The organism is endosymbiont of Lamellibrachia barhami (assembly GCF_011947365.2).
Lineage (GTDB): Bacteria > Pseudomonadota > Gammaproteobacteria > Chromatiales > Chromatiaceae > QGON01.
This window is the reverse complement of the sequence record NZ_JAAVSH020000001.1, coordinates 1,758,364-1,782,380: the sequence shown is the minus strand read 5'-3', so window position 1 is coordinate 1,782,380 and position 24,017 is coordinate 1,758,364. Positions and strand designations below refer to the sequence as shown.

The 24,017-nt window shown below is 56.9% G+C and carries 30 protein-coding genes and 1 pseudogene; 23 read left to right on the top strand and 8 right to left on the bottom strand.

The genetic code is table 11. The annotated features are described in order from the left end of the window. The 7 genes from G9Q73_RS08010 to cutA all read right to left on the bottom strand — a co-directional run. A partial coding sequence (locus tag G9Q73_RS08010) for a 50S ribosomal protein L11 methyltransferase (protein WP_177419319.1) occupies positions 1 to 413 on the bottom strand: 413 nt, incomplete at its 3' end. 223 nt (positions 414 to 636) lie between these two features. Next, positions 637 to 1,977: an acetyl-CoA carboxylase biotin carboxylase subunit gene (accC, locus tag G9Q73_RS08005; RefSeq protein WP_177419318.1), complete on the bottom strand. Its 1,341-nt coding sequence runs from the start codon at positions 1,975 to 1,977 to the stop codon at positions 637 to 639. A gap of 8 nt (positions 1,978 to 1,985) precedes the next feature. Beyond that, positions 1,986 to 2,432, bottom strand: coding sequence for an acetyl-CoA carboxylase biotin carboxyl carrier protein (gene accB / locus G9Q73_RS08000; RefSeq protein ID WP_177419317.1), 447 nt, complete (start codon positions 2,430 to 2,432; stop codon positions 1,986 to 1,988). Between the two features lie 14 nt (positions 2,433 to 2,446). After that, positions 2,447 to 2,896 carry a type II 3-dehydroquinate dehydratase gene (gene aroQ / locus G9Q73_RS07995; protein WP_177419316.1) on the bottom strand — a complete coding sequence of 150 codons (450 nt, stop codon included), beginning with the start codon at positions 2,894 to 2,896 and terminating at the stop codon, positions 2,447 to 2,449. Positions 2,897 to 3,128: 232 nt separating this feature from the next. After that, complete coding sequence (locus G9Q73_RS07990) at positions 3,129 to 3,665, bottom strand: TlpA family protein disulfide reductase (RefSeq protein WP_177419315.1); 537 nt, start codon at positions 3,663 to 3,665, stop codon at positions 3,129 to 3,131. After that, positions 3,662 to 5,968 carry a protein-disulfide reductase DsbD gene (locus tag G9Q73_RS07985; protein ID WP_177419314.1) on the bottom strand — a complete coding sequence of 769 codons (2,307 nt, stop codon included), beginning with the start codon at positions 5,966 to 5,968 and terminating at the stop codon, positions 3,662 to 3,664. The genes G9Q73_RS07990 and G9Q73_RS07985 overlap by 4 nt, the downstream gene beginning before the upstream one ends. Next, entirely contained in the window at positions 5,947 to 6,324 is a 378-nt protein-coding gene (cutA, locus tag G9Q73_RS07980; protein WP_369408858.1) for a divalent-cation tolerance protein CutA, read from the bottom strand. The genes G9Q73_RS07985 and cutA overlap by 22 nt, the downstream gene beginning before the upstream one ends. 43 nt (positions 6,325 to 6,367) lie before the next feature. On the opposite strand from cutA, the gene G9Q73_RS07975 reads away from it, so the two are divergent. Together G9Q73_RS07975 and G9Q73_RS07970 are read left to right on the top strand one after the other, a co-directional pair. Next, the gene (locus tag G9Q73_RS07975) at positions 6,368 to 6,775 is read left to right on the top strand and encodes a glyoxalase (protein WP_177419313.1); all 408 of its coding nucleotides are present in this window, start codon (positions 6,368 to 6,370) and stop codon (positions 6,773 to 6,775) included. After that, positions 6,772 to 7,230 (top strand): FxsA family protein, encoded by a 459-nt coding sequence (locus tag G9Q73_RS07970; RefSeq protein ID WP_177419312.1) that lies wholly within the window; start codon positions 6,772 to 6,774, stop codon positions 7,228 to 7,230. The genes G9Q73_RS07975 and G9Q73_RS07970 overlap by 4 nt, the downstream gene beginning before the upstream one ends. Before the next feature lie 6 nt (positions 7,231 to 7,236). Here the strand turns inward: G9Q73_RS07970 and G9Q73_RS07965 are convergent, their stop codons facing one another. Next, positions 7,237 to 8,574 (bottom strand): hypothetical protein, encoded by a 1,338-nt coding sequence (locus tag G9Q73_RS07965; protein ID WP_177419311.1) that lies wholly within the window; start codon positions 8,572 to 8,574, stop codon positions 7,237 to 7,239. Between the two features lie 498 nt (positions 8,575 to 9,072). On the opposite strand from G9Q73_RS07965, the gene G9Q73_RS07960 reads away from it, so the two are divergent. The 21 genes and pseudogenes from G9Q73_RS07960 to G9Q73_RS07865 form a co-directional block, all read left to right on the top strand. Further along, complete coding sequence (locus G9Q73_RS07960) at positions 9,073 to 9,228, top strand: hypothetical protein (protein ID WP_177419310.1); 156 nt, start codon at positions 9,073 to 9,075, stop codon at positions 9,226 to 9,228. 94 nt (positions 9,229 to 9,322) lie between these two features. Then, entirely contained in the window at positions 9,323 to 9,934 is a 612-nt protein-coding gene (locus G9Q73_RS07955) for a transposase zinc-binding domain-containing protein (protein WP_177419309.1), read from the top strand. An 18-nt stretch (positions 9,935 to 9,952) separates the two neighbouring features. Then, positions 9,953 to 10,375 (top strand): annotated as a pseudogene (locus tag G9Q73_RS07950) (transposase); the annotation flags it as partial. 60 nt (positions 10,376 to 10,435) lie between these two features. Next, entirely contained in the window at positions 10,436 to 11,152 is a 717-nt protein-coding gene (locus G9Q73_RS07945) for a transposase (protein WP_177419307.1), read from the top strand. A 98-nt stretch (positions 11,153 to 11,250) separates the two neighbouring features. Continuing rightward, complete coding sequence (locus tag G9Q73_RS07940) at positions 11,251 to 11,529, top strand: type II toxin-antitoxin system TacA family antitoxin (RefSeq protein ID WP_177419306.1); 279 nt, start codon at positions 11,251 to 11,253, stop codon at positions 11,527 to 11,529. Then, positions 11,529 to 12,053, top strand: coding sequence for a GNAT family N-acetyltransferase (locus tag G9Q73_RS07935; RefSeq protein ID WP_304956577.1), 525 nt, complete (start codon positions 11,529 to 11,531; stop codon positions 12,051 to 12,053). Before G9Q73_RS07940 ends, G9Q73_RS07935 begins: the two co-directional genes overlap by 1 nt. Positions 12,054 to 12,489: 436 nt before the next feature. Continuing rightward, positions 12,490 to 12,780: a co-chaperone GroES gene (locus G9Q73_RS07930; protein ID WP_177419305.1), complete on the top strand. Its 291-nt coding sequence runs from the start codon at positions 12,490 to 12,492 to the stop codon at positions 12,778 to 12,780. Between the two features lie 63 nt (positions 12,781 to 12,843). Continuing rightward, positions 12,844 to 14,499, top strand: a complete 1,656-nt coding sequence (groL, locus tag G9Q73_RS07925; protein ID WP_177419304.1) for a chaperonin GroEL — start codon at positions 12,844 to 12,846, stop codon at positions 14,497 to 14,499. Positions 14,500 to 14,783: 284 nt separating this feature from the next. Beyond that, positions 14,784 to 15,308, top strand: a complete 525-nt coding sequence (locus G9Q73_RS07920) for a Na+/H+ antiporter subunit E (RefSeq protein WP_177419303.1) — start codon at positions 14,784 to 14,786, stop codon at positions 15,306 to 15,308. Then, positions 15,305 to 15,571 (top strand): monovalent cation/H+ antiporter complex subunit F, encoded by a 267-nt coding sequence (locus G9Q73_RS07915; protein ID WP_177419302.1) that lies wholly within the window; start codon positions 15,305 to 15,307, stop codon positions 15,569 to 15,571. The genes G9Q73_RS07920 and G9Q73_RS07915 overlap by 4 nt, the downstream gene beginning before the upstream one ends. After that, positions 15,568 to 15,903, top strand: coding sequence for a monovalent cation/H(+) antiporter subunit G (mnhG, locus tag G9Q73_RS07910; RefSeq protein WP_177419301.1), 336 nt, complete (start codon positions 15,568 to 15,570; stop codon positions 15,901 to 15,903). The genes G9Q73_RS07915 and mnhG overlap by 4 nt, the downstream gene beginning before the upstream one ends. Continuing rightward, on the top strand, positions 15,900 to 16,148 hold the full coding sequence (locus tag G9Q73_RS07905) for a hydrogenase subunit MbhD domain-containing protein (RefSeq protein WP_177419300.1): 249 nt from the start codon (positions 15,900 to 15,902) through the stop codon (positions 16,146 to 16,148). Before mnhG ends, G9Q73_RS07905 begins: the two co-directional genes overlap by 4 nt. Beyond that, positions 16,141 to 16,830, top strand: coding sequence for an MnhB domain-containing protein (locus G9Q73_RS07900; RefSeq protein WP_177419299.1), 690 nt, complete (start codon positions 16,141 to 16,143; stop codon positions 16,828 to 16,830). The genes G9Q73_RS07905 and G9Q73_RS07900 overlap by 8 nt, the downstream gene beginning before the upstream one ends. Then, the gene (locus G9Q73_RS07895; protein ID WP_177419298.1) at positions 16,827 to 17,282 is read left to right on the top strand and encodes a sodium:proton antiporter; all 456 of its coding nucleotides are present in this window, start codon (positions 16,827 to 16,829) and stop codon (positions 17,280 to 17,282) included. Before G9Q73_RS07900 ends, G9Q73_RS07895 begins: the two co-directional genes overlap by 4 nt. After that, positions 17,279 to 18,739, top strand: a complete 1,461-nt coding sequence (locus G9Q73_RS07890; protein ID WP_177419297.1) for a complex I subunit 5 family protein — start codon at positions 17,279 to 17,281, stop codon at positions 18,737 to 18,739. The genes G9Q73_RS07895 and G9Q73_RS07890 overlap by 4 nt, the downstream gene beginning before the upstream one ends. Before the next feature lie 10 nt (positions 18,740 to 18,749). Continuing rightward, positions 18,750 to 20,621 carry a proton-conducting transporter transmembrane domain-containing protein gene (locus G9Q73_RS07885; RefSeq protein ID WP_177419296.1) on the top strand — a complete coding sequence of 624 codons (1,872 nt, stop codon included), beginning with the start codon at positions 18,750 to 18,752 and terminating at the stop codon, positions 20,619 to 20,621. After that, positions 20,621 to 21,520 (top strand): respiratory chain complex I subunit 1 family protein, encoded by a 900-nt coding sequence (locus tag G9Q73_RS07880; RefSeq protein ID WP_177419295.1) that lies wholly within the window; start codon positions 20,621 to 20,623, stop codon positions 21,518 to 21,520. The genes G9Q73_RS07885 and G9Q73_RS07880 overlap by 1 nt, the downstream gene beginning before the upstream one ends. A gap of 202 nt (positions 21,521 to 21,722) precedes the next feature. Then, positions 21,723 to 22,457: an NADH-quinone oxidoreductase subunit B gene (locus G9Q73_RS07875; RefSeq protein WP_177419294.1), complete on the top strand. Its 735-nt coding sequence runs from the start codon at positions 21,723 to 21,725 to the stop codon at positions 22,455 to 22,457. Continuing rightward, complete coding sequence (locus G9Q73_RS07870; protein WP_246345119.1) at positions 22,450 to 22,983, top strand: NADH-quinone oxidoreductase subunit C; 534 nt, start codon at positions 22,450 to 22,452, stop codon at positions 22,981 to 22,983. Before G9Q73_RS07875 ends, G9Q73_RS07870 begins: the two co-directional genes overlap by 8 nt. A 73-nt stretch (positions 22,984 to 23,056) precedes the next feature. Next, positions 23,057 to 23,185 carry a hypothetical protein gene (locus G9Q73_RS19985; protein WP_281397568.1) on the top strand — a complete coding sequence of 43 codons (129 nt, stop codon included), beginning with the start codon at positions 23,057 to 23,059 and terminating at the stop codon, positions 23,183 to 23,185. A gap of 229 nt (positions 23,186 to 23,414) precedes the next feature. Further along, positions 23,415 to 24,017: TCP-1/cpn60 chaperonin family protein (locus tag G9Q73_RS07865; RefSeq protein WP_369408947.1), on the top strand; the 603-nt coding region annotated here is incomplete at its 3' end.

Here is a 24,017-nt window from a genome sequence, read left to right as displayed (position 1 = left end):
AAGGCAAGCCCAGGATCCAGTTCCACCACCACAGCTTCGGGGGCGTCCGGTAGCTGTCCATCGGGGCATACCCAGAGTTTGCGACCGAATTTCATCGGCCGAAACTGATCGAGCCAGACCCGTTCCCAGGCCCTGTCCTCCAATCGCTCCACCTGCAGGTTGCGGCTGACCTCTTCCTTCAGGGCACGATTGATTTCACTGCGCAGCCGGTCGGTATCGTGCGTTCCCTCGAAAAGCGCAGTGACCCGGGTGTTTTTCCACAATTTTTCTTCGCCGGGTTTGGGCTCCAACAGCGGCTGATCGCCTGCGTCACCCAGGGTAACGGAGAGTGCGCCAAGCGCCTCGAAGAGAAGTTCCAGCAGAGGCGCTTTGGATGCGTCGGTTTCGATGGAGAGTTGGAGCCAGGAGGGCATAAGGCAAAAGGAATAAGGAATAAGGAATAAGGTTAAAGGCAAAAGGCAAAAGGCAAAAGGTGGGCGTGCCGACGGATAGGCCGCACTTTGTCGTTACTGCTGTGAAAGTACGGTAGGCTGGTTCAAGCGCAGCGGAACCGGCAGCCCAAACTTTCAGGTTAAAGAGAAAAGGTTAAAGGTCTCAGGAAGTCTGTTCCTTTAACCTTTAACCTTTCGCCTTGGGTTATAATCCAAGCTTCTTTTCCAGATAGTGGATGTTGGCGCCGCCTGCCTGGAACGCGGCGTCCTTCATGATCTCCTGCTGCAGCGGTATGTTGCACTTGATGCCGCCGATGACCATCTCGCTCAGGGCAATGCGCATGCGGGCGATAGCAGATTCACGGGTATCACCGTGAGTGATCAGCTTGCCGATCATGGAGTCGTAGTGGGGCGGTACCCGGTAACCGTTATAGATGTGGCTTTCGAAGCGTACGCCCATGCCGCCGGGTATATGCAGTTGGGTGATCGTGCCGGGACTGGGCATGAAGTTGGTCGGATCTTCAGCGTTGAGTCGGCACTCCACGGCATGCCCCCTGATGGTGACGTCATCCTGGCTAAAGCTGAGGGGTTCACCCGCAGCGATTTTGATCTGTTCCCGCAGGATGTCGATGCCGGTGATCATCTCTGTGACCGGGTGTTCAACCTGTATGCGGGTGTTCATCTCGATGAAATAGAATTCGTCGTCCTCGTAAAGGAATTCGAAGGTGCCGACGCCGCGATAGCCGATTTGGCGGCAGGCCTCGGCGCAGCGTTCCCCCACTTCGGCGCGCTGTTCCGGGGTGATGCCGGGGGCGGGAGCCTCTTCCACCACCTTCTGATGGCGGCGTTGCATGGAACAGTCGCGCTCCCCAAGATGCACCGCGTTGCCGTGGGTGTCGGCCAGCACCTGAAACTCCACATGACGTGGATTTTCCAGGAACTTCTCCATGTAGAGCGTGCCGTTGCCGAAGGCCGCTTTGGCTTCCGCCTTGGTCATGGCCACCGAGTTGAGCAGGCTGGCTTCGGAGTGGACTACCCGCATGCCGCGTCCACCGCCGCCGCCTGAGGCTTTGATGATTACCGGGTAGCCGATCTCTTTGGCCAGTCGCTTGGTGCGGGCGGCATCGCCATCCAGCGGGCCGTCGGAACCGGGTACGGTCGGTACGCCTGCCTTCTTCATCGCCGCTATGGCAGCCACCTTGTCACCCATGGTGCGGATGGTGTCGGCGGTGGGACCGATGAAGATGAAGCCGGAATTCTCCACCCGCTCGGCGAAGTCGGCATTCTCGGAGAGAAAACCGTAGCCGGGGTGAATCGCCATGGAGTCGGTGACCTCGGCGGCACTGATCAGTGCCGGAATGTTGAGGTAACTCTCAGCCGAGGGCGCCGGACCGATGCAGACCGACTCGTCGGCCAGCAGGACGTGTTTCAGATCCCGGTCTGGCTCTGAGTGTACGGCAACAGTCTTGATGCCGAGCTCTTTGCAGGCACGCAGGATACGCAGTGCTATCTCGCCGCGATTGGCGATAACGATCTTGTCTATCATGGCTGTGCTCAGTCGATGATGAACAGGGGTTCGTTGTATTCGACCGGTTGGCCGTTCTCAACGAGAATCTTTTTGACCGTGCCGGCCTTGTCGCTCTCTATCTGGTTGAGGATCTTCATCGCCTCGATGATGCAGAGAGTGTCACCAACTGCCACCTGATGGCCCTTCTCAACGAAGGATTTGCTGCCCGGTGAAGGGGCGCGATAGAAAGTGCCGACCATGGGAGACTTCACGGCGTGGCCCTGGATCTCTTCCGGCTCCTCCTCGGCTGGCGGGGCTGTCGCAGGGGCTTGCGTTGCGGCAACCCCCTGCACGGCGGGCATAGGTGCAAATGCTGCGGGATAGGCGTTCTGGCGGCTGATGCGAACCGACTCCTCTCCCTCGTGAATCTCGATTTCTGCGATATCGGACTCTTCGATCAGTTCGATCAGTTTCTTTACTTTGCGGATATCCATGGTTGTCGATCTCGTCAGTTGTCGCTGTGGTCGAGGCGGCGGATGGCGGCCTGGAGGGCGAGTTCATATCCCTGGGCGCCGAGTCCGGCGATGGTGCCGACAGCAATATCTGAAAGGTAGGAGTGGGTGCGGAACGGTTCCCTGGCATGTACGTTCGAGAGATGTACTTCGATGAAAGGAATCTTGGTGCCCGCAAGGGCGTCCCGCAGGGCGATGCTGGTGTGTGTGAAAGCGGCCGGGTTGATAAGGATGAACCCGGTTCCTTGCTGGTAGGCCTCGTGAATCCAATCCACCAGTTCATGTTCTGCATTGCTTTGATGAAAGTTCAGCCGGTGTTCGGCGCTTTCCGCCTGCTGTTCCAGTCGAGTACGGATCTCATCGAGGGTGTCGCGTCCATAGTGCTCCGGCTCACGAGTACCCAGCAGGTTCAGGTTGGGGCCGTTGAGTACCAGAATGGTCGCCATGTATTGAAAATCCGGGGCTGGAAAGCGGAGACTTAAGAACCTCGCCGAAGCTATTGCCCGCCGTGTCAGCCGGCGGTTCAGGGAGGTTCCGTGAATGACGAGCCGATTTTGCAAGATCCTGGGGGTTTTGTCCAGTTTCAATGCAGAATTCACCATGATCGTTACAATTTGAGGTGCAAAGTTGAGTGATCACCTCTTCTGTCGACGCTTTTTGCGGGATTGTCCCAAAGATCTAAAGCAGGGGCTCGATATGCTTGCGCAGGCTGGCGGACGGAATTGCGCCAGCCTGGGCAAAGATGAGTTGGCCATCACGCCCGAAGGCGGCAGTGAATGGGAGTTCCAGGAGTCGGTTTCCCATGCGTTTGGAGAGTTTGGCTTCGGTCATGCCGCCTCTGAAGAGCGGGTAGCTTACCGGATGTGAAACGCTAAATGTCTTAGCCTCATCCACTTTGTCGATGGCGATGCCCAGCACCTGCAGGCCGGTATCGCCCCACTCATCCTGTAGCTCGGAGAGGGCCAGCATCTCCGTTTGGCAGGGCGGGCACCATGATGCCCAAAAATTGAGAATCACCACCTTATCGGACCATTGACTGGTGTGGTGGGCCTTGCCTGCCAGATTGACCAGTCTGTATGACGGTAGATGGGTAATCGGTGAGGAGGCGCCGCTCCTGTCGGCATGGCGTGGTTCCGAATTTATTATGTGACTGGCGAACCAGACACCAGCAAGCAGTGAGCCGATCAGGAGGATCTGCAGAACCCGGGTAATCACCGGACGGCTTCCCTGACGTGGGGGGCAAACACCCCAGCCTCTTGATAACCGACGACCCGATAGGCCTTGCGTTCTTTGCCGTCACTGCCGTAGAAAAAAATGGCCGGTGGTCCCGGCATGCCGAAATGGCCCTGCAGCAACGCTTTGTCCTGTGCGTCATTGGCGGTGACATCCGCCTGCAGCAGTACGGTATTCCTCAATGCCGCTATGACCTCCGGGTCGGAGAAGGTGTACTTCTCCATCTCCTTGCATGAGATGCACCAATCGGCGTAGAAGTCGAGCATCACCGATTTGCCTGCGGTGCTGGCAACCCTGACCTCCCGTTGCAGATCGTCCAGGTTCTTGATGCGTTTGAAGGTCAGTCCGTGGGCTGCCTGTTCTCCGCCTCCACTGCCGAAGCCCAAGCCGCGCAAAGGCTGCAGGGTGTCCTTGCCACCGGCGGCGGCGCCCACCAGCAGCAGCGCGCCGTAGATCAGAAAGACCATGCCGAGACCTTTCCAGAGTTTTTGCCAGCCACCCGCCTCGATCTCAAGGTGACGCAGGGCGCCCATGTAGATGGCGGAGACGACCAGCAGCATGCCCCAGAGGAACATGGCGATGTCCGCTGGAATGATGCGTTCCAGCATGAGGATGGCGACGCCCAACATGGTCACGCCGAAGACCGCCTTGACCGCATCCATCCAGCTGCCTGCTCTGGGCAACAGCTTGCCCGCAGAGGTGCCGATGGCGATCAGTGGCGCTCCCATGCCCATGCTCAGGGCGAACAGGGCCAGTCCGCCGAGTACGGCGTCACCGGTCTGGCCGATATAGATCAATGCACCCGCCAGGGGAGGCGCAACGCAGGGGCCGACGATCAGGGCGGAGAGAAAGCCCATGATGGCGACGCCGAAAAGGGAGCCCCCCTGCTGTTTGTTGCTGATATCGGTGAGTTTGCTCTGCAGCCCGCTGGGCAGCTGCAACTCATAGAAACCAAACATGGAGAGGGCGAGCAGGACGAAGATCAGGGCGAAGGTGCTGAGGATCCAGGGATTCTGGAAGGCGGCCGACAGATTCTCCCCGAACAGTCCGGCCAGAACCCCGGCAACAGTATAGGTGAGCGCCATGGCCAGCACATAGACCAGCGAGAGGGTGAACGCCTTGCGGGTGGTGATGTGTTTGCCCTGTCCGGCAATGATGCCGGAGAGGATCGGGATCATGGGAAAGACGCAGGGGGTAAAGGCGAGTCCCAGCCCCAGCATGAAGAAGACCCCGACCACTACCAGTGTGCTGCTGCCCTCAAGGGTGGCGGCGATCTCGTCCAGTTCAGAAATCGGCTGGTTCTCAACTGCGGCGGGTGGGGGCGGCGTGCTTGCCGCCTGCATCGGGGTGGCTACTGCGGTTGAGGCGAGCGTCGGCAGCGCGAGATCGAAGGTTTTACGTATCGGCGGGTAACAGACCCCAATTTCGGCACAGCCCTGGTAAGCAACCTCAAGGGTGACGTTTTCGGCAGCACTGCTGCCGCGAATCAGCGGCACGGAGAGGTCGATGCCATCGTGGTAGACCGGCACATCGCCGATCTTGCCCTCCGGAGTGATGGTGTCTTTTTTGATCTCCGGTTCCGGCAGGGTGTAACTTCCCAGCACCACATTGTCGTTGTCGGCCAGTTGCAGCTTGATCTTGTCGTAATAGAGGTAGGTGCCGTCGGCGATGTTCCAGAGCAGGCGCAGGTGGGTGCCGTCCTCCACCGTTACCGCCAGTTTATAGGCCTCTTCCGGGGCGAGCAGCTCTCCTTCATCGTTGGCAAAGAGTGGGGTGCTGTTGTCGATCAGACTTGAAGTGCGGCTGGTGCTGCTGGTCAGGGGGTCGCCGGCAATCAACATCGGTTCGAGCTTGAGCTGGACCTCCTGCAGATGTGGCGGGTAGCAGATACCCTGATCGGCGCAGCCCTGGGAACGGGCCTGCAGGTTGAGTGTGTCCGGAGAACCCTGGCTGCGTTTGATGGGTAAACGAACAGTGACGGGGCCGCGATAGACAGGGAGGTCGCCGAAGAACTCGTCGTGCTTGAGTTCTGCCGCAGGGAGTTCCGGTTCATCGAGTTCGATACCGATGGCATCGGTTTCAAAGCGAATCTTGTCCCGATACAGGTAGTAACCGTCTGCGATGTTCCACTCCACCAGCAGATGGTCCGGGCCGTCGGTGGTTACCCGGATCGGGAAAACCTGATCCGGTGGCGGCGGCTCCTCATTTGCATTGGCGTGGGTCAGCAGAAGCGCCAGGCTCGCAAATAAAAGAGACAGTGAAATCAGGAATTTGTTGTTGTGCATTTTTCCACCCAGTCGAGGTAACCACCGAGGCCCTGTTCTACAGGGACTGCAATGATCTCTGGAAGTTCATAGGGATGTTGTGCCCGGATCTGCGCTTCCAGTGCGTCATATTGTTGTTTTGTGGTCTTGATCAACAGCAGGTGTTCATTCGTCGATTCCAGCTTGCCCTCCCAGCGGTAGACCGATGTGACAGGTGCTGTGATGTTGACGCAGGCGGCCAGACCTTGGGAAACCAGGGTTTCGGCAAGCCGGGCGCCGGTCTGGTGGTCGGGGACGGTGCAATGGACCAAGAGCAATTTCGTCGGCATGAAGGGAAGATACTCTATTGAAGGGCCAGTCTCCAGATTTGTGCTCAAGCAGCGTTGAATCCGATAGCCACCTAAGGGTAAGCTGCGCTGGATGAAATATAGTGCAATTTTATTTGGCGTTCTGCTGCTCGTCGTTCTTACCCTCAGTCTGATTCTGCTGGGTATTCTCCTTGGCGCTCAAACTGCGACCGGGCCACAATTCCTTACAGCCACGTCGCTCTGGATTGCGGTGGGGCTGGTTACTGCCCGCAACGCAGAGGAGGCCGGAATTCTGCATGGGTTGTTGGCAGGGTTTCTGGGGGCGTTGGTGGTGGCTCTCAGTCTGCCGTCTGTTGCCGCGTCCTGGCCTTACCCGCTGCTTGCCCAACTGGCTGAAAAGCCGCTTTTTTTGAGCGCCCTGTTGGGTGGTTTCTGGGGTTCGGTGGGCGGCATGTTCTGGGACATAGTGCGCGTGATCAAGGCGAAACGCGCGCGACGCCAGGCGGGTGAGCAGGCATGAATCCTCTCTTTCTTTTCCTCCTGTTGTTTGTCGGAATCCCACTGGTCGAACTCTATTTTCTGATTCAGGTGGGTTCGCAGATAGGCGCCTTTTCCACGATTTTTCTGACGGTATTTACCGCTCTGCTTGGTGGTTGGATGGTCCGTGCGCAGGGATTCTCGACCTTAGGCAAGGTGCAGCAGGCAATGAACCACAATGAGGTGCCGGCCCTGGAGATGATGGAGGGGGCAGTGCTGCTGGTGTGTGGGATTCTGCTGCTGTTACCGGGTTTTATCACCGATGCCGTGGGTTTCCTCTTTCTGGTGCCGCCACTCAGGCGCTGGCTGCTCACTGCAGGACTGAAAGGGGCGGGCATCATGCGCCCGGTTTCCACTCCGGAAACCGAAAATAGAGAGCGGGCACCCCGGATCATCGAGGGTGAATACCGGCGGGATGATGATGGAGCGGGAAAGTAAGGTGCTTCAACCCGATCTCGAATAAACCGGCAGACTTTCTATGCGGGCTTCGATCTTCTCCAGCATGGCGCGGTAGCGGGGATCGTCGAGACTGCCATACTCGGCTTCAAAGCGGTTGCGTGGGATCTCATCCGGCAGGTCCTTTATCTCAGGAAAGAAGACATCTTCGCTCACGGCATTGGAGAGTATTGCCTGCGCATGTCTGGCGCTGCTGTCAGATGAGATGAGCTGCTCAGTGAATTTGATGCCCACCTGATTGGCGGCCAGATCACTGAAGCTGAGGCCGCCACTGAGATTACCGGTATCGAGAATCTCCTTAAACTCTCCCAGGGCAAAGCTCATACCGCTGTCGGTGACCAGTTGCATGATCGAGGTAATAAAGACGTGCTGCACCATGTCATGACGCCCGCCCAACACCACGTTCGGCGGTTCATCGCGGCAGCCCTCTTTTGCGACCGAGCGGATGTCGCCGATCAGCGGTTCGAAACGGCTACTGCCGAGAAAGATGCCAATCGCCAGTAAGGCTGCCTGGTTCTCTTTGCGGGCCGACATGCCGAGCTGAGTGCGTTTTTGCACCAGTTCGAAGACGGGGGCGATGTACTGAATGGCGGAAATTTTGAGGTCGTGGCTGTAGAGCCGATCCAGCTCACAGAGTCTGCTGTAGTAGGCCCTTACATGCTTGGGATCGCCCAATAACTTCAGGTTATCCCGCACCTCCGCTACCCGATGTACAGCGGTTTTCAGGCGCGCCTTGATATCGGGAATGGGTTTGAAAGTGACGGAGATGCTCTCCCCTTCGGTCTTCACGCTCTGCACTGCCTCGATAAAGCGGCTGCCCTGGGCCTCACCCAGAAATTGGTTGAGTACGCCTTCAGCGAATCCCATGGCGACCCCGCCTGGAACCTCCAGATTGCCGATGCTGACCTGCGAGAGCCGCAGGCCATATTCCGATGGGGCAACCCCTATCTGCAGATTGAGATAATCCCCAAAGGGATTTTCCGGCAGGAAAAGTGAGAAGGTGCCTTGGGCCTCCCAGGGGGTGATGTTGGCGTGACCGTGCAGGCGGCTTATACCACGGGTAGCCAGGGCGATCAGTCCGTTTATATCCTTTTGAGTGATAGTGATGCTGGCAATTTCGTCGGTTGACAGCACCTTATGCTTTATCTCCTGGGCAAGTTTCTTGAGTCTGACGGCGGCATCCGTATCCAGTGGATGTGATTCAATAACCAGGGGTTGGTTCTCGCTTGCACGATAGGCGAGAAAAACCACGGCCAGCGGCAGCATGAGAATGGCAAGCAGTAGATATCTGCCCCAGCGAAAAGGTTTTTTCTCTCTTTTAGACATGTCGCTACCCGGTTCTTTTTAAGGATAATGGCATAGATCCTTATCATGGTGGAAATCTACAGCATAAAATATTTGTGCTATTACGCCACCATTATCAAGAACAAAAGAGTGATGATAATCCCCGAAGATATAAGGTTTTCGTAATCAACTACCCCGCCGCAAGCGGACGGGGTATTCATGGCGCGGGTACGCCTTCAGCAATTTCTCTCCAGCGTAGGTCGGAACTCATTCCGACAACCCCCCTCGCTATGCCCACCTCCGCGTCGGGTTGAAACCCGTATATGGTCACCTCCCGTTTTGCAAGACTTTGTTGCCTCAATGACAGGGACAGGATTGCTCTCGTATATCCGGTCTGTAAACGGGGAGCATCCCCCCTGGCCTCGATGAAATGCGTGCGTGCCGTCCTTATCGACCTATCGGGCTGATTGCCCTTCGGGTTTCCCAGTCCGTAGGTTGGGCAAAGGAGCGATAGCGACGTGCCCAACGGAATTGCCGTGAATGTTGGGCACGCTACGCTTTGCCCAACCTGGCTTGTTCAGCTCCCGCTTCCTTGATAGTTGTTACACCTCCATCATGGTGCATAGACGCCGATTCGTGGTGTGGGAGAAGACCATCTCATCGACCCCTTTCGACACACTGCGTCTATACTACTAACGCCAAGGAGGGCATCATGGTTTGCAGGGAGGCAACCCCTTCAACGGGCGTTTATCGCCCGAGAAATCCTCGTGCTAGTCCGCTCTATCAGTGCGTGCAAAGGCACTATGGGGAGTTGGCTACTGCGGGCGCGATTCACCGTGATGTGGAATCACAGGTTCTTGCACGCTTCGTCGATTGCGGTGATCTGCACAAGGGCTTTGCCAGAATCTACTGCGATGGATGCGGCCATGACTACCTGCTCGCCTTCTCCTGCAAGACGCGCTACTTCTGCCCTAGCTGCCATCAGAAACGTATGCTGGCCTATGGCGAGTGGGTGGAAGATGAGGTATTGAACCCCGTTCCCCATCGGCAATATGTCTTCACCCTGCCGAAGCTGTTGAGGCCGCACTTCCATCTGCGCAGACGCTTATCGCAGTTTTGCCGTATTGTCTCCCGCTTGTTGGCAGATGCCTATCGTGAAGTTGCCCCATGGGGCAGGCCCGGTTTTATCCTCTTTGTTCAAACCTTCGGCGATCTGGTCAACTTCCATCCCCACATTCATGTGCTGGTAACGGATGGCGTCTTTTCGGTGGGTGGTACTTTTTTGGTGTTGCCGCCCGTGCCGGGCGCATTGCTCGAACAGCAACTCAGGAAGGATATGCTGGGTTATCTGGTCGAGGATGAAGCGATCAGCATGGAGATGGCGGAGAACCTGCGCACCTAGAGGCACAGCGGTTTCTCGGTCGATAACAGCGTGAAGATCGGTGCAGACGACCCGGAGGGCCGCAAGCAACTTGCCCGCTACATGATCCGCAACCCCTTTGCTTTGGAGAAGATGGAGTACAAGCCCAAACAGGGTGTGGTGGTTTATCGATCAAAAATGCATGCCACCCTAAAGCGCAATTTTCAGATCATGCCCGGCGCAGAATGGTTGAAGCTGCTGTTGCGGCATATCCCCGACAAGGGTGAGCACCTGGTGCGTTACTACGGTTGGTACAGCAGTCGCAGCCGTGGGGAGCGCCGGAAGGCGTCAGAGTCAAGCCGCGATACGCTGGTAAATATTCGCGATGTTGTCAGTCGGCTTGACTCTGACCCCACAGACCCTGATTTTGTCAAAGCGGCCCGCTCTGCCTGGGCGCGTCTTATCCGCAAAGTCTACGTATAAGTGGGGTCAGATCAAACTTTAGGCTAGAATATAGCTTCCAACGGTTACAAGGATGCAACCATGGTACGTCTACTTCGTATAGGCCCCCTGGGCATACCCCAGCACATAATTCAGCGCGGTAATAATCGGCAAGTCTGTTTTGCCAACGAGCAGGACATGGCTTTTTATGCCAGCTTGCTGGAGGGGTACTCCAAGGAATTCTCTGTCACCACCCATGCCTGGATATTCATGACCAATCATGTTCATCTGTTGGCAACCCCCCATGCTGAAGAAGGCATCTCTAAAATGATGCAGGCCCTCGGAAGGCGGTATGTCCGCTATTTCAATCGTGAATACCGGCGTAGCGGCACCCTGTGGGAGGGGCGATTCAAATCGAGCCTTGTGCAGTCCGAAAACTACCTTTTGCAATGCCAGAGATATATCGAGTTGAACCCTGTCAGGGCATGTATGACAAATGACCCGGCGGAGTATCACTGGTCAAGCTACCAGAGCAATGCCCTCGGCAAGAAAATAGCGTTATGGACGCCCCACGAAGAGTATCTGCGATTAGGGGAAACAGGGGATGAACGACAAAGGGCATACCGGGCGCTCTTTTCTGCCCATGTAGATAACGAATTGCTCAATGATATCCGTTCCGCAGTAAACAAGGGGCTTGCCCTGGGAGGAGAGAGATTCAAATTGGAGATTGAGCAGTTGTATGGGCGGCGGGTGAAACCCGCCAAAATGGGACGACCAAAAAAAGGAAAACCGAAACCATTTGGCAGCGGATTCGCTTGAAAAGTTTGATCTGACCCCACTTTGTGCCACTTTGTGTTGAATAATCGGGTAAAATCATGTACAGTTTCAATGTGTACAAATATTAGGAGTCACTCCTTATGCCTCAAGTAGCTGTAGAAGGTAATGACCGAATGTCATTACGTATCGCATCCGAAGAAAAATCCTTGTTAATGCGTGCGGCCGCATTACAACACACCAATATGACAGAATTCGTTATTCGTAATGTTGTCTCGGCTGCGCGCAAGGTGATTGAACAAGATGAAAAGCTTAAATTGACCGAAACTGACAGTTTACGCGTTCTGGAGCTGTTGGATTCTCCTCCAGAACCCAATGAGCGATTGAAAGCCGCAGCGTTTGCCTTGCCCAAACAATCCTGATGCTTCCATTCTGGCATGAAGAGCCAATCGGCAAACATCATGATCGAAAAACCTTTGATTGCGGTGATGTTGAGCTGAACACGTTTTTACAGCGCTATGCGCGCCAAAGCCACGAAAAGGGCGGCGCAAAAACCTATCTGGCGGTTGATGATGCCTTCCCTCAAAGGATTCTCGGGTTTTACAGCCTGAGTCCCGCTTCCATCGCCTATGAACGTACACCAGCCATCATCAAGCACGGGCTGGCTCGCCATGAGGTGCCGGTTTTCAGGCTCGGTCGTTTGGCGGTTGACCGGAGCGTGCAAGGTGCAGGATTGGGTGGGCAATTATTACTCACGGCAGGGCGTCGTTGCCTTCGGGTTGCCAGCCAGGCGGGAGGTGTTGCTCTATTGATCGATGCCAAGAATAAAAGAGCGGCACGGTGGTATGCGGGCTATGGCGCCATTTCTCTTATCGATGCCGAGTTGTCCTTGCTGTTACCGTTCGCAACAATTCATGCTGCGCTGCGGGCAGCCGATAGACTTTAGGAATAAGTGGGGTCTAAGAAAAAGAGGGACGGATTTCCCTTTTCGCACAGCGAAGGATAGGAAATCGAACGAAAAAGGGGACGGGTTTATTTTGATGCAGTGCCCACCTCCGCGTCGGATTGAAACCCGACAATAACGGGCTGTTCACTGGCAAAGACGCCCCTGTACCACAGGTACTCGCAGCAAGCTGTGGAGAATCAAACCCGCAGAGATTGAAACCATCTTATCAGCCATCCTCGTGCGCCTTATATCTTGGTGCCGTCATGTGGGGGCTATTTCACACACCGCTTATTTATATGAAGCGCTGAGGTCCTCCTCTTGACTCTCTGTTATTTGCCCCTATTATTAGCACTCAGTTCGGGTGAGTGCTAATAATGCATATCCCGAAAATTGAAGATTAATCGTTTTGTATCCCAATTTTAGGAGAATTCAGTAGATGAATATTCGTCCGCTGCACGATCGTCTGATCGTCCGTCGCATGGAAGAAGAACTCACCAGCCCCGGTGGCATCGTGCTCCCCGACTCAGCTGCCGAGAAGCCCATGCAGGGTGAGGTGCTGGCAGTCGGCAACGGCAAGGTTGACAATAAAGGTAGGGTGCATCCCCTGGAAGTCAAGGTTGGTGACAAGGTGTTGTTCGGCAAGTACTCCGGCACTGAGGTCAAGATCGGTGGTGACGAGGTTCTCGTCATGCGCGAAGAAGACATCATGGGCGTGATCGAGGATTAATCCGCACCCCGCTGCCGGAACCGATCACTACTAGAAATATATCTACTTTAGGAACAGAGAAACATGTCTGCAAAAGAAGTTAAGTTTGGTGATGAGGCTCGTTCGCGCATGATGAACGGCGTCAACATCCTGGCCAACGCTGTTAAAATTACCCTGGGTCCCAAAGGCCGCAACGTGGTGCTGGAGAAGTCCTTCGGCTCCCCGACCGTCACCAAGGACGGGGTCTCCGTGGCGAAAGAGATCGAACTTACCGACAAGTTCGAAAACATGGGCGCACAGATGGTGAAAGAGGTCGCCTCCCAGACCTCAGACGTGGCCGGCGACGGCACCACCACTGCAACCGTACTGGCTCAGGCCATGGTGCGCGAAGGCCTGAAAGCCGTTGCTGCCGGTATGAACCCGATGGATCTGAAACGCGGTATCGAAAAGTCCGTGACGGCGGCTGTTGTAGCGTTGAAAGAGATCTCACGCCCCTGTTTCGACGACAAGGAGATCGCTCAGGTCGGCACTATCTCCGCCAACTCCGATGTCAACATCGGCGATATCATTGCCAAGGCGATGCAGAAGGTCGGCAAGGAAGGCGTTATCACTGTGGAAGAGGGTACCGCCCTGGATAACGAGCTGGACGTGGTCGAAGGTATGCAGTTTGATCGCGGCTACCTCTCCCCTTACTTCGTGAACAATCAGCAGAGCATGTCTGTAGAACTGGAAGATCCTTTCATCCTGCTGCACGACAAGAAACTCTCCAATATCCGCGATCTGCTGCCTGCACTGGAAGCGGTTGCCAAGTCCGGCAAACCTCTGCTGATCATCGCTGAAGATGTGGAAGGCGAGGCGCTGGCGACTCTGGTGGTCAACAATCTGCGCGGTATCGTCAAGGTTGCTGCTGTCAAGGCGCCTGGCTTCGGTGATCGCCGCAAGGCCATGCTGCAGGATATTGCTATCCTGACCGGCGCCACCGTGATCTCCGAAGAGGTTGGTCTCTCCCTGGAGAAGGCCGGACTGGAGGAACTGGGTTCCGCCAAGAAGATCGTTATCAGCAAGGATGAGACCACCCTCATTGATGGCGCTGGCTCCGAGAGTGACATCAAGGCTCGTGTCGAGCAGGTTCGCGCCCAGATTGAAGATACCTCCTCGGATTATGATCGTGAAAAGCTGCAGGAGCGGGTTGCCAAGCTGGCAGGCGGGGTGGCCGTGATCAAGGTTGGTGCAGCCACAGAAGTCGAGATGAAAGAGAAGAAGGCCCGTGTGGAAGACGCCCTGCATGCGACTCGCGCAGCCGTGGAAGAGGGGATCGTACCCGGCGGCGGCGTCGCTCTGGTACGTGCCCTGCAGGCACTCGGCGATCTGACTGGGGACAACCATGATCAGGATGTCGGTATTGCTATCGGTCGCCGTTCCATGGAGGAGCCGCTGCGCCAGATCGTGGCCAATGCCGGTGGCGAGCCCTCTGTTGTGCTGAACAGGGTACGAGAGGGTGAGGGTAACTTCGGTTTCAATGCCGGGACCGATGAGTACGGCGATGTTGTCGAGATGGGTATCCTGGATCCCACCAAGGTGACCCGTGCCGCACTGCAGAACGCCGCTTCCGTGGCCGGTCTCATGATCACCACCGAATGCATGGTGGCCGAAGAGCCTCAGGACGCTGCTGCACCTGGCGGTGACATGGGCGGAATGGGCGGCATGGGTGGAATGGGAGGCATGGGAGGCATGATGTAAGCCCCCCCTATCCATCTGCTCAACTGAGCCGAAAAAGCCCCGCGTCGTAAGGCGCGGGGCTTTTTTTTGCGCCAACTAAATTATTTCTCCTCGAGGTCGCTATATAGGCATTGTGCAGTAACTTGTGGGTGGCGTGGGCATTCGATTTGTTCGCCGATATATTCGAGCAACTGGCGGGGCAGGTTTCAGGTGTTGCGGCTGATCTGTGTCATCTTGTGGTCATCTATACCTGCTATTATGTTTCTTGTACACGGTCGTCTGCTTGGTTACAAAAAAGATAGATAATGGATAACATTTCCAGGGCCCCCCCTCTCACTCTGCCGCACTATCTGTTCATATTCGCCACGGTCTATCTGCTCTGGCTGTTGCTGGTGGGTGAGCTTTCGCGACAGGAGTTGATATTAGGCGGCCTGGTCTCTTTGGTCGTGACGCTGGTGTCTGCGCCCCATCTGCTGATCTTCGGCGGGGTGAAACTACGCATCGATGCGCCGCTTCATCTGCTGCGCTATCTCGGATATTTTTTTGTTGCGTTGATACGCGCCAACCTGGATATGGCGCGCCGAATCCTCTCCCCCTCCCTGCCGATCAATCCCAGGATGGTGGAGGTGGAGACCGGATTACGCTCAACCTTGGGCCGCCTGATGCTGGCCAACAGCATCACCCTGACACCCGGTACGCTCTCTGTCGATGTTAAAGACAATCATATCCTGGTCCATTGGGTGGATGTTTCCCCCGGTGTTGATCTCGAAGCGGCGACACGAGAGATTGCGGCAGGATTTGAACGCCATCTGAGTGGTTTTCTGAGATGACACTCAATTCGCTGGAACTGATCGTTGCAGCAATGCTTGGTGTTGCTGTTCTGCTGGGTCTGCTGCGCCTGATTCTCGGCCCCACTGCGCCCGACCGCATTGTCAGTGCCGATACGATTTCCGTAATCATCACTGCCGGACTGACGGGTGTTGCAGCCTGGTTCGGCAGTGCCCTCTATCTCGATGTGGCGCTGATCTACGGCATTCTCGCCTTCGTCGGTGTGGTTGCGCTGGCAAGAACAATAGAGGGAGGCCGTCAATGAGATTGCTGGCGGATCTGTTCCTGCTGATTGGTGCCGCGTTTGCCTTGTTGGGTGCTTTGGGATTGCTGCGCATGCCGGATACCTATAACCGCATCCAGGCAGGTACCAAGGCGGTTACACTGGGCGCGCTATCATTCATTCTGGGCATAGGATTGCTCTACCCTGGATGGTGGGCCAAGTTGCTGGTGATTGCCGGTTTTATCCTTTTCACCAATCCAGTGGGTTCATCCTCAATCGCCCGTGCCATCCACTTGGCAGGGACTCAGCCCTGGCAGCGAGCCTCTTCGGATCCTCTGGCCTTGAAAGCCCCTCAAGAGGATAAGTCGGCATGATCTGGGTAGCTGCATTTATTGTCATCATGATGTTGGTCGCTGCGGTGACTGTATTGCTGGTGCGTAATCATATTGCGGCGGTGGCTGCTGCATCCCTGGTCTCGCTGCTGCTCTCGGTGCTGTTCGTATTGTTGAGGGCGCCGGATGTGGCGATGACGGAGGCTGCAGTTGGTGCTGGTCTCAGTAGTGTGATCCTGGCACTGGCTTTGCGCCGCCTTGGGTTGGGGCGGGTGAAAGATGCGTAATCTGGCCGCCTTGGTCTTTGTCGGCGGACTGGCCTTTCTGCTGCTGGTCATCTTCAATCAGTTTGATTTTGCCCAGGCGCCCATGCTCGTTGGGCAGGGTATCCTGGCGGATGCGCCGGATCGGGTGGGCGCGGCCAACATCGTGACTGCGGTGGTGCTCGGCTATCGCGGCATCGATACCCTGGGGGAGATCTCGATTCTGTTTGCCGCCTCGGCTGCGGCGGGTCTGGTGCTGGGCAGGCGCCGGACCGATGCACGCCGTGATCCCCCTGGCGGCTTCATCCTGCGTAGTGGTGTCGCGCTGCTCTTTCCCCTGATGCTGGTAGTGGGTTTCTATATCATCCTGCACGGACATCTCACCCCCGGTGGTGGTTTTCAGGGAGGTGTAATCCTCGCGGCCGCATTTTTTCTGCCGTTATTGGCGCGTCCTGAGACCCCGATCAATCATGCCGGACTCAGCATAGTGGAGGGTGGGGCCGGAGCGGTCTTTATCCTGACGGGGTTGGCAGCCCTGCTGCAGGGTGGCGAGTTTCTCCAGCCACTGCTGGATAACGGTGTGTTGGGTGGACTGGTCTCTGCCGGAACCCTGCCGCTGCTCTATCTGGCGGTGGGTCTCAAGGTGGGGGCGGAACTGGCCGGATTGATGGCCCGTCTCGCCGATGTGGAGGTCGATGAGCCATGATGCCGATCGAGATAGGAACGGTACTGTATGCCGGGGCCATCGGTCTGGTGGTGATCGGGATTGCCGGCATCGTGCTGTCGCACAATCTGTTTCGTATCATCCTGGCGTTGGTGATTGCCGAGGCGGGCGCCAATCTTTTGCTGATGCTCTCCGGTTTTCGATGGGATGCCATTGCGCCGATTCTTACCGGCGGTGCCGCTGCGCAAACCATGGTTGATCCTGTGCCCCAGGCGATGGTGCTTACCTCGATTGTGATCGGTGTCGGTGTACAGGCACTGGCATTGAGTCTGACGCTACGCGCCTACGGGGCCTATAAAACCCTGGATATCAGGGAGCTGCAACGGCGCATGAGTACCGATCTGGCAGCAGAGGCGGGAACGCCGCTGCCGCAGAGTCTGGAAGAGCCGGTGGGCGGGCGGCCTCTGCCTGCGGCTGAGGGCGACGGCAGATGAACACGATTGTGCTGGCCGTGGTGTTGCCCCTGCTTGCAGCATTCATTGTTCCGGTGTTGTCGCGGGTCTCTCCGTTGCTGGGGCGGCTGCTGGGGCCGCTCACCCTTGCCTATGCCATTCTGTTGACCCTGCAGGTTTGGCTGGGAATGGAGGGCAGGCCTTTCTCCATTGCGCTGGGGGGTTTTCAACCACCTCTGGGGATCAATTTCTATGTGGACCAGCTGAGTCTGTTGTTCACCTTTCTGACGCTGGTGACGAGCCTGCTGTTGTGGCCCTGGCGGAATGAAACGGAGCCGCGTCAATACGCTTTGACGCTGTTGCTCGCAGCCTCCGCCTGCGGTCTGGCGCTCTCCGGCGATCTGTTCAATATCTACGTCTTCTATGAGCTGATCTCGGTTGCCTCCTTTGGTCTGGCGGCGGCCACCCGCAGTGGTGCAGCATTTGCCGCCAGTCTGCGCTATCTGATCCTCAGTGGCCTGGGCAGCGTGCTGGTGCTTTGCGGCATCTCGATTGTCTATCTTCTGACCGGCACCCTGAATCTGGCGCAACTCTCCCAGCTGGCTCCGGAGGCGTTGAACACCCCTCTGGGAATGTCTGCCTTTGCCCTGATTCTGCTGGGTGTCGGGGTGAAGGGTGAACTCTTTCCGGTCAACAGCTGGGTGCCTGAGGTCTACGCTGCTGCTTCGAGCCGGGTGTCAGGATTATTGGCGGGACTGGTCTCCAAGCTGGCAGTGTTGGTGATCGTGCGCCTGCTGGTGCTGCTGTTTCAGCAGGAATCGGCGCTGCAGCTGATGCTGATACTGGGACTGTTGGGAGCGATCAGTGGCGAATTGGCTGCATGGCGGGCGAAGGATATGAATCGCATGCTGGCCTTCTCCTCTATCGGGCAGTTGGGGGTCATCTTTATTGCCTTCTCCATTCCCGGTGAAACCGGTCTGTTTGCCGGTCTGGCGCTCTCGCTGCACCACCTGCTGGTCAAACCCGCACTGTTTTTGCTGGCTGAGCGCTGGCGGGGCTCGCTGGCGGGACTGCGGGGAGCCGGACTCGCCTCTCCCGTTGCCGGCGGGTTGTTTGTGTTGCTGGCACTCTCTCTGGTGGGCATGCCGCCGCTCCCCGGCTTCTGGGCGAAGTTTCTCCTCTTTACCGGTCTTGCGGCGCAGCAGTCAGTGATCTACCAGGTTGCTCTCGGGGTGGTGTTGCTGTCGATAGTGATCGAGGCCAATTATCTGTTCCGGGTGGTGATGAACCTGTTTCAACCGGCCGAGGATAGTAGTGTGGCGGTCGCCACCGATCACGACTGGTTGAATCTCGGTACGACTTTTCTGCTCTCCGCACTGCTGATTGCGGGCATGCTGTTTATGGGCCCGCTTGGAGCCTGGCTTGAAGGGGTGGCGGTGCAGGCGGCTGACCCGGTGCTCTATTTCGACACTGTCTTTTCTGTTTCGGCCATCCACTGAGGGGTTTGCTGTGACGCCATTGGATGAACTGCTGCTCTTCTCCGGTCTGACCCTGGCGCTGACGCTGTTGCTGGGACGCTTCAGTTACGCGGGCAAGGTTGCCACCGTGTTTTACGCTGGGCAGTTGCTGTTTTTGGTGAAGATGGCGGATCGGATCGTCGATGGCTCGATTGTGACTTTCTCGTTGCAGGTTGAACTGTTCGGCCAGCAGATGAGTTGGCGTTTCGACGCCCTCTCCTGGTTTTTTGCCGTCATCACTCTGGGTGCGGGCCTTCTTAGCAGCTGGTACGCCAGCGGCGAGTGGGGGGAGCGCTTTCGCCAACGAGGCGGCAATCTCTGGCTGTTGCATGTTGCGTTGGCGGCGAACGTCTTTTCCATGCTGATCCTGCTGGCTAGCGGTGATCTGCTGGCGCTGTTCATCGGCTGGGAGTTGGTCAGTTGGGCCAGTTTTCTTCTGATGGCCGTGGCGGGCGGCCGCGCGATTCAGGCAGCTATGCGCTACATCACCTACGCCATGAGTGGCGCAATGGCGATCCTGGCGGGAATCGTTCTGCTCTGGTCCCATGCTGGTGGCTTGCAGTACGGACAGATCATCGATGTGATACCGCAACTGTCGCAGCCACAGGTCTGGTTGCTGGTGGGGCTGTTTGGCTCAGGTTTTGCGGTCAAGATGGGACTGTTGCCGTTCCATCTCTGGCAGGCTGCGGCGTATGCCGAGACACCGGGACCCGGCGCAGCCTTCTTCGGTGCCATCTCTGCCCGCATGGGACTCTACGCCTTCATCCTGGTGCTGGTGCAGTTGATCGGTCTGGCGCGGTTGAGCGAGTTGACGATCCCCTTTACCTTTCTGGATATGCGCGACCTCTGGGCCTGGATTGCGGTGCTGACCATTATCCTGCCGACCTATATCGCGCTGCGCCAGAACGATGCCCGCTACCTGCTCGCCTGGCACGGCATCGGACAGGGCGGCTACATGCTGTTGGGTTTGGTGATGGGGGATGCCCTGGGCAGTGCCGGCGGGTTGCTGCACGTCTTCAACTATGCGACCAATCAGGCCGTGCTCTTTTTCGCGGTATTTGCCGTGATGTTTCGCACGGGGACTGCTGATCTGAACAAGCTTGGTGGATTGATCACCCGCATGCCGATCTCCTTTTTTGCCATGTTGGTGGGCATTATCGGGCTGGCCGGGTTACCGCCGATGAACGGCTTTGTCTCCAAGTGGTTCGTCTATCGCTCATTGATGATCGAGGGCGAGCCTCTACTCTTCCTGGGGGCGATAATCGGCACCCTGGGCACTATTCTGTCGGTCTACAAGCTGATCCATAACACCTTTCTGGGACAGTTGCGGGTGGAACATGTTGAGGTGCGCGAGGCGCCCTGGAGCATGGTGGCGCCGATGATTATTCTCATGTTGCTGATCTTCGCGACCGGCGTGGCGCCGGGCCTGGTTTTGGATTGGGTGGCGCTGGTGCAGTCGGCTGTCGGCCTGCCGGTGGTTGAGAACACCCTCGGCGGCGTCGAGCTGGCAAGCGGTTCCCTGGACATGCTCTGGGTGGTGGGGGTGTTGTTTGCCGGATTCGGTGTTGGTGCGCTGCTCTTCTACTCCGGCGGCCGCACCCGGCAGGTCCATCAACTGGACAACTATGCGGGTGGCCACTTTCTGACGGCCGAAACCCGTTACCACTACAGCGACAATTTCTATGCCGGCCTGATGCACCTGATAAGACCCTGGTATCGGGAAAGTTTCGTCTGGCTTGAGTCGACCTTGGGATCCCTGCTGGGAATCGCCGCGAGTCTTATGCAGCGGCTTTACGGCGCGCTGCACCCCTCCATCTATCTGCTGGTCACTGTCGTTGTAACGTTGACCTGGGTATTGCTGTGATGAGTATTCAAACCCTGCTGATGGAACTGGTTTTGATGCCGCTGGTGGCCTTTGTCGTCGGCCTCTTTATGGTGCTGATGCTGCGCAGGATTGGCGCCAAACTGCAGCGTCGGGTTGGCCCGCCTATGATGCAGCCGCTCTATGACATCGTAAAACTCTACGGCAAAAAGACCCAGATCTCCCATGGCTGGATGCACGATATCGGTATCATCATGGCAGTGGGCGGCTATGTGGCGGCGGAGACCCTGCTGCCGGTGCCGGGCATGGACGGCATCGCGGACAAAGGCGGCCTGGTGACCCTGGTCTACTTGATGATGATCCCCTCGCTGGGTCTGGCGCTCGGCGTGGGTCAGTGTGCCAACCCCAACGGCTCCATAGGTATTGCCCGGGCGTTGACGGCGATGCTTGCCTACGATGTGCCGTTTGTCATCGTGGTTTTCGGCGTGGCCTGGTATTTCGGCACCACCAATCTGGTAGACATCATTGCGATACAACAGGCAGGTGGGGTTGCAGGATGGGGGGCGATAACGATGCCGCTGCTGGCCATAGCCGGACTTTTTGCCCTGCAGGGCATGTTAGGCAAGCAGCCTTTCGAGATCTATATCGCCCCGGCGGAGATCGCCACCGGTCCGATGGTGGAGATGAGCGGCAAATACCTGGGCGGTCTTTTCGTGATGCAGTGCTTTCAGCTCTATACCGCTGGTGTGCTGTATGTGTCGCTGTTTCTCGGCGGCGGGGAAAACTGGCTCTTCTTCCTGATCAAGGTTTTCGCCGTGGTGGCCATTCCCATGACGGTGGCGTTCCTGTTTCCCCGTTATAAGACGGAGCAGATGATTCGCCTGATGTGGAAATGGCCGGTGATGATCGGCTTGCTCGGACTGGCGTTTGTGATGCACTGATTTGGGAGTAATGAGAACACGTAGGTCGGATTAGATGCACAACAGCACAATACCTGAATCTGGCGCAATACTTTGTGTGCATCGTAATCCGACAAACCACTGTCGGGTTACGATGCACACAAAGCCAGGCGAAGTGATCAAGAATTGATGCAATGTGCATCTAACCCGACCTACAGAAAACTGCATTAGGATCTTTGCCCGTATGAAAGAGATAGATATCCCAATCGAAGCATCGGTAGACCAGAGTCGCACGAATCCCCTCGCCAGGGTATTCGATGAACTGATGCGCTTCTGCCGCTCCCGCTCCATGTTCATGCTGCACTACTGTACCGGATGTGGCGCCATCGAACTGCCTCCGGCCATGACATCCCGCTTCGATATGGAGCGGCTGGGTATCCAGCCGATGGTGACGCCCAGGCAGGCGGATATCCTGCTGATTACCGGTTATGTCTCCATCAAGACCCTGAAGCGGGTGATCCTGACCTACGAACAGATGGGTTCGCCAAAATATGTCATCGGTATCTGCTCCTGCACCGTCAATGGGGGCATGTACTGGCAGAGTTACGCCACCGCCAAGCAGCTCGATCAGTATCTCCCGGTGGATCTCTATATTGCCGGCTGCATGCCGCGCCCGGAGGCGGTGTTGGAGGGTATGCGTAAGCTGATGGATCGAATCCGCAGCGATGAAGCTGATGGCTGGAAAGACTACTATCGGCGCTACGATTGGTATCTGGGCAATCAGCAGCACCTCTTTGGTGATGATTGGCAAACCCCTGCCGACGTGATCGGCGAGGCATTGCATTACGATCTTGCCGGATCGGGAACAGAGGGTGGACACACCCGCCTGCTACAACAGTGCCAGAAACCGCTTGAGCCGCAGCAGACCTTCTTTCAGATCGGTGGTTCTCTAGAGAAGAAGGGGGAGTCCCATGAGTAAGACGGTCACCCCCTGGCTGGATAATCTGCTGCAGGAGATAGAAGGGATTGAGATTCGCCGTAAGGACTCCCGGCGCGTGCGGATCGATATAGCCGCCGATTCCTTGCCGACCCTGTTGGAGCTGCTGCGGGGACGGGCCGGGTATGTGCATCTCTCTGCCATTACCTGTGTCGACTGGATCGATGAGCGTCAGTTCGAACTGGTCTATCAGCTCTGGTCCTACGAATCACAGTCACTGGTCTCGGCGCATATCCGTATCGCACGGGAACCTGGCGTCTATGTGTCGGTGTTTGATCTCTACCAACCCGCCGCCTTCTTCGAACGGGACATCCACGAAATGTTCGGTGTCTACTTCGAAGGCAGCAGACATGGAAATAAATTTATCGCCCCGGTGGAGACGGCCGCCGCCGATGCGCAAGGTTCGATGCGGGCGGTGGAGCAAAGAGACCTTCGAGGTGGAAGGACTATCAACGGATTGGCTGAAGGAGATCCGCGAGCAGGGTGGCGGGATCGTCAAGACGCCTGAAAAGAGGCAGGGTAGAAAAAACCATGAAGGCCGGAAAACTATCAGGCGATAAGCCATCCGCCAAGCAATGAGTATGAACTCAACTTCGGACCCAACCATCCGGGCATCGAACGCTTATGCCCTGAAGGTAAAACTGCACGGCGATATGGTTGTCGCCGCCCGATACCGATGGGGTTATCTGCATCGCGGTTTTGAAAACTGATGACTGGAGGGGCGGTTGTGGATCAGAATCTTGCCCTGGTGCCCACATCTGCGTTCCGATCCCACGTGCCGATGGAGGTCTGTTGCTCCATGGCGGTGGGAGGCGTTGTGTGGCATGGTGGTGCCGGGCGCCCAGTGGTTGCAGTGTTGCAGCGAACTGTCGCGCATCGCCGCACACCTGTTTACCTTCGGTGGCCACGCGGCGACTACCGGCATATACACCACCATGTATTGGGGGTGGCCGACCGGATCAATGCATCTCCGCCAACTCCGATGTCAACATCGGCGATATCATTGCCAAGGCGATGCAGAAGGTCGGCAAGGAAGGCGTTATCACTGTGGAAGAGGGTACCGCCCTGGATAACGAGCTGGACGTGGTCGAAGGTATGCAGTTTGATCGCGGCTACCTCTCCCCTTACTTCGTGAACAATCAGCAGAGCATGTCTGTAGAACTGGAAGATCCTTTCATCCTGCTGCACGACAAGAAACTCTCCAATATCCGCGATCTGCTGCCTGCACTGGAAGCGGTTGCCAAGTCCGGCAAACCTCTGCTGATCATCGCTGAAGATGTGGAAGGCGAAGCACTGGCGACTCTGGTGGTCAACAATCTGCGCGGTATCGTCAAGGTTGCTGCAGTCAAGGCGCCTGGCTTCGGCGATCGTCGCAAGGCCATGCTGCAGGATATTGCTATCCTGACCGGCGCCACTGTGATCTCCGAAGAGGTTGGTCTCTCCCTGGAGAAGGCCGGACTGGAGGAGCTGGGTTCCGCCAAGAAGATCGTTATCAGCAAGGATGAGACCACCCTCATTGATGGCGCTGGCTCCGAGAGTGAC

Coding starts and splice junctions, on each gene's coding strand:
- accC (WP_177419318.1), bottom strand. CDS start 1,977: ATGATAGACAAGATCGTTATCGCCAATCGCGGCGAGATAGCACTGCGT.
- accB (WP_177419317.1), bottom strand. CDS start 2,432: ATGGATATCCGCAAAGTAAAGAAACTGATCGAACTGATCGAAGAGTCC.
- aroQ (WP_177419316.1), bottom strand. CDS start 2,896: ATGGCGACCATTCTGGTACTCAACGGCCCCAACCTGAACCTGCTGGGT.
- G9Q73_RS07985 (WP_177419314.1), bottom strand. CDS start 5,968: ATGCACAACAACAAATTCCTGATTTCACTGTCTCTTTTATTTGCGAGC.
- G9Q73_RS07975 (WP_177419313.1), top strand. CDS start 6,368: ATGAAATATAGTGCAATTTTATTTGGCGTTCTGCTGCTCGTCGTTCTT.
- G9Q73_RS07970 (WP_177419312.1), top strand. CDS start 6,772: ATGAATCCTCTCTTTCTTTTCCTCCTGTTGTTTGTCGGAATCCCACTG.
- G9Q73_RS07965 (WP_177419311.1), bottom strand. CDS start 8,574: ATGTCTAAAAGAGAGAAAAAACCTTTTCGCTGGGGCAGATATCTACTG.
- G9Q73_RS07960 (WP_177419310.1), top strand. CDS start 9,073: ATGTTGGGCACGCTACGCTTTGCCCAACCTGGCTTGTTCAGCTCCCGC.
- G9Q73_RS07945 (WP_177419307.1), top strand. CDS start 10,436: ATGGTACGTCTACTTCGTATAGGCCCCCTGGGCATACCCCAGCACATA.
- G9Q73_RS07940 (WP_177419306.1), top strand. CDS start 11,251: ATGCCTCAAGTAGCTGTAGAAGGTAATGACCGAATGTCATTACGTATC.
- G9Q73_RS07935 (WP_304956577.1), top strand. CDS start 11,529: ATGCTTCCATTCTGGCATGAAGAGCCAATCGGCAAACATCATGATCGA.
- G9Q73_RS07930 (WP_177419305.1), top strand. CDS start 12,490: ATGAATATTCGTCCGCTGCACGATCGTCTGATCGTCCGTCGCATGGAA.
- groL (WP_177419304.1), top strand. CDS start 12,844: ATGTCTGCAAAAGAAGTTAAGTTTGGTGATGAGGCTCGTTCGCGCATG.
- G9Q73_RS07920 (WP_177419303.1), top strand. CDS start 14,784: ATGGATAACATTTCCAGGGCCCCCCCTCTCACTCTGCCGCACTATCTG.
- G9Q73_RS07915 (WP_177419302.1), top strand. CDS start 15,305: ATGACACTCAATTCGCTGGAACTGATCGTTGCAGCAATGCTTGGTGTT.
- mnhG (WP_177419301.1), top strand. CDS start 15,568: ATGAGATTGCTGGCGGATCTGTTCCTGCTGATTGGTGCCGCGTTTGCC.
- G9Q73_RS07905 (WP_177419300.1), top strand. CDS start 15,900: ATGATCTGGGTAGCTGCATTTATTGTCATCATGATGTTGGTCGCTGCG.
- G9Q73_RS07900 (WP_177419299.1), top strand. CDS start 16,141: ATGCGTAATCTGGCCGCCTTGGTCTTTGTCGGCGGACTGGCCTTTCTG.
- G9Q73_RS07895 (WP_177419298.1), top strand. CDS start 16,827: ATGATGCCGATCGAGATAGGAACGGTACTGTATGCCGGGGCCATCGGT.
- G9Q73_RS07890 (WP_177419297.1), top strand. CDS start 17,279: ATGAACACGATTGTGCTGGCCGTGGTGTTGCCCCTGCTTGCAGCATTC.
- G9Q73_RS07880 (WP_177419295.1), top strand. CDS start 20,621: ATGAGTATTCAAACCCTGCTGATGGAACTGGTTTTGATGCCGCTGGTG.
- G9Q73_RS07875 (WP_177419294.1), top strand. CDS start 21,723: ATGAAAGAGATAGATATCCCAATCGAAGCATCGGTAGACCAGAGTCGC.
- G9Q73_RS07870 (WP_246345119.1), top strand. CDS start 22,450: ATGAGTAAGACGGTCACCCCCTGGCTGGATAATCTGCTGCAGGAGATA.
- G9Q73_RS19985 (WP_281397568.1), top strand. CDS start 23,057: ATGAACTCAACTTCGGACCCAACCATCCGGGCATCGAACGCTTATGCC.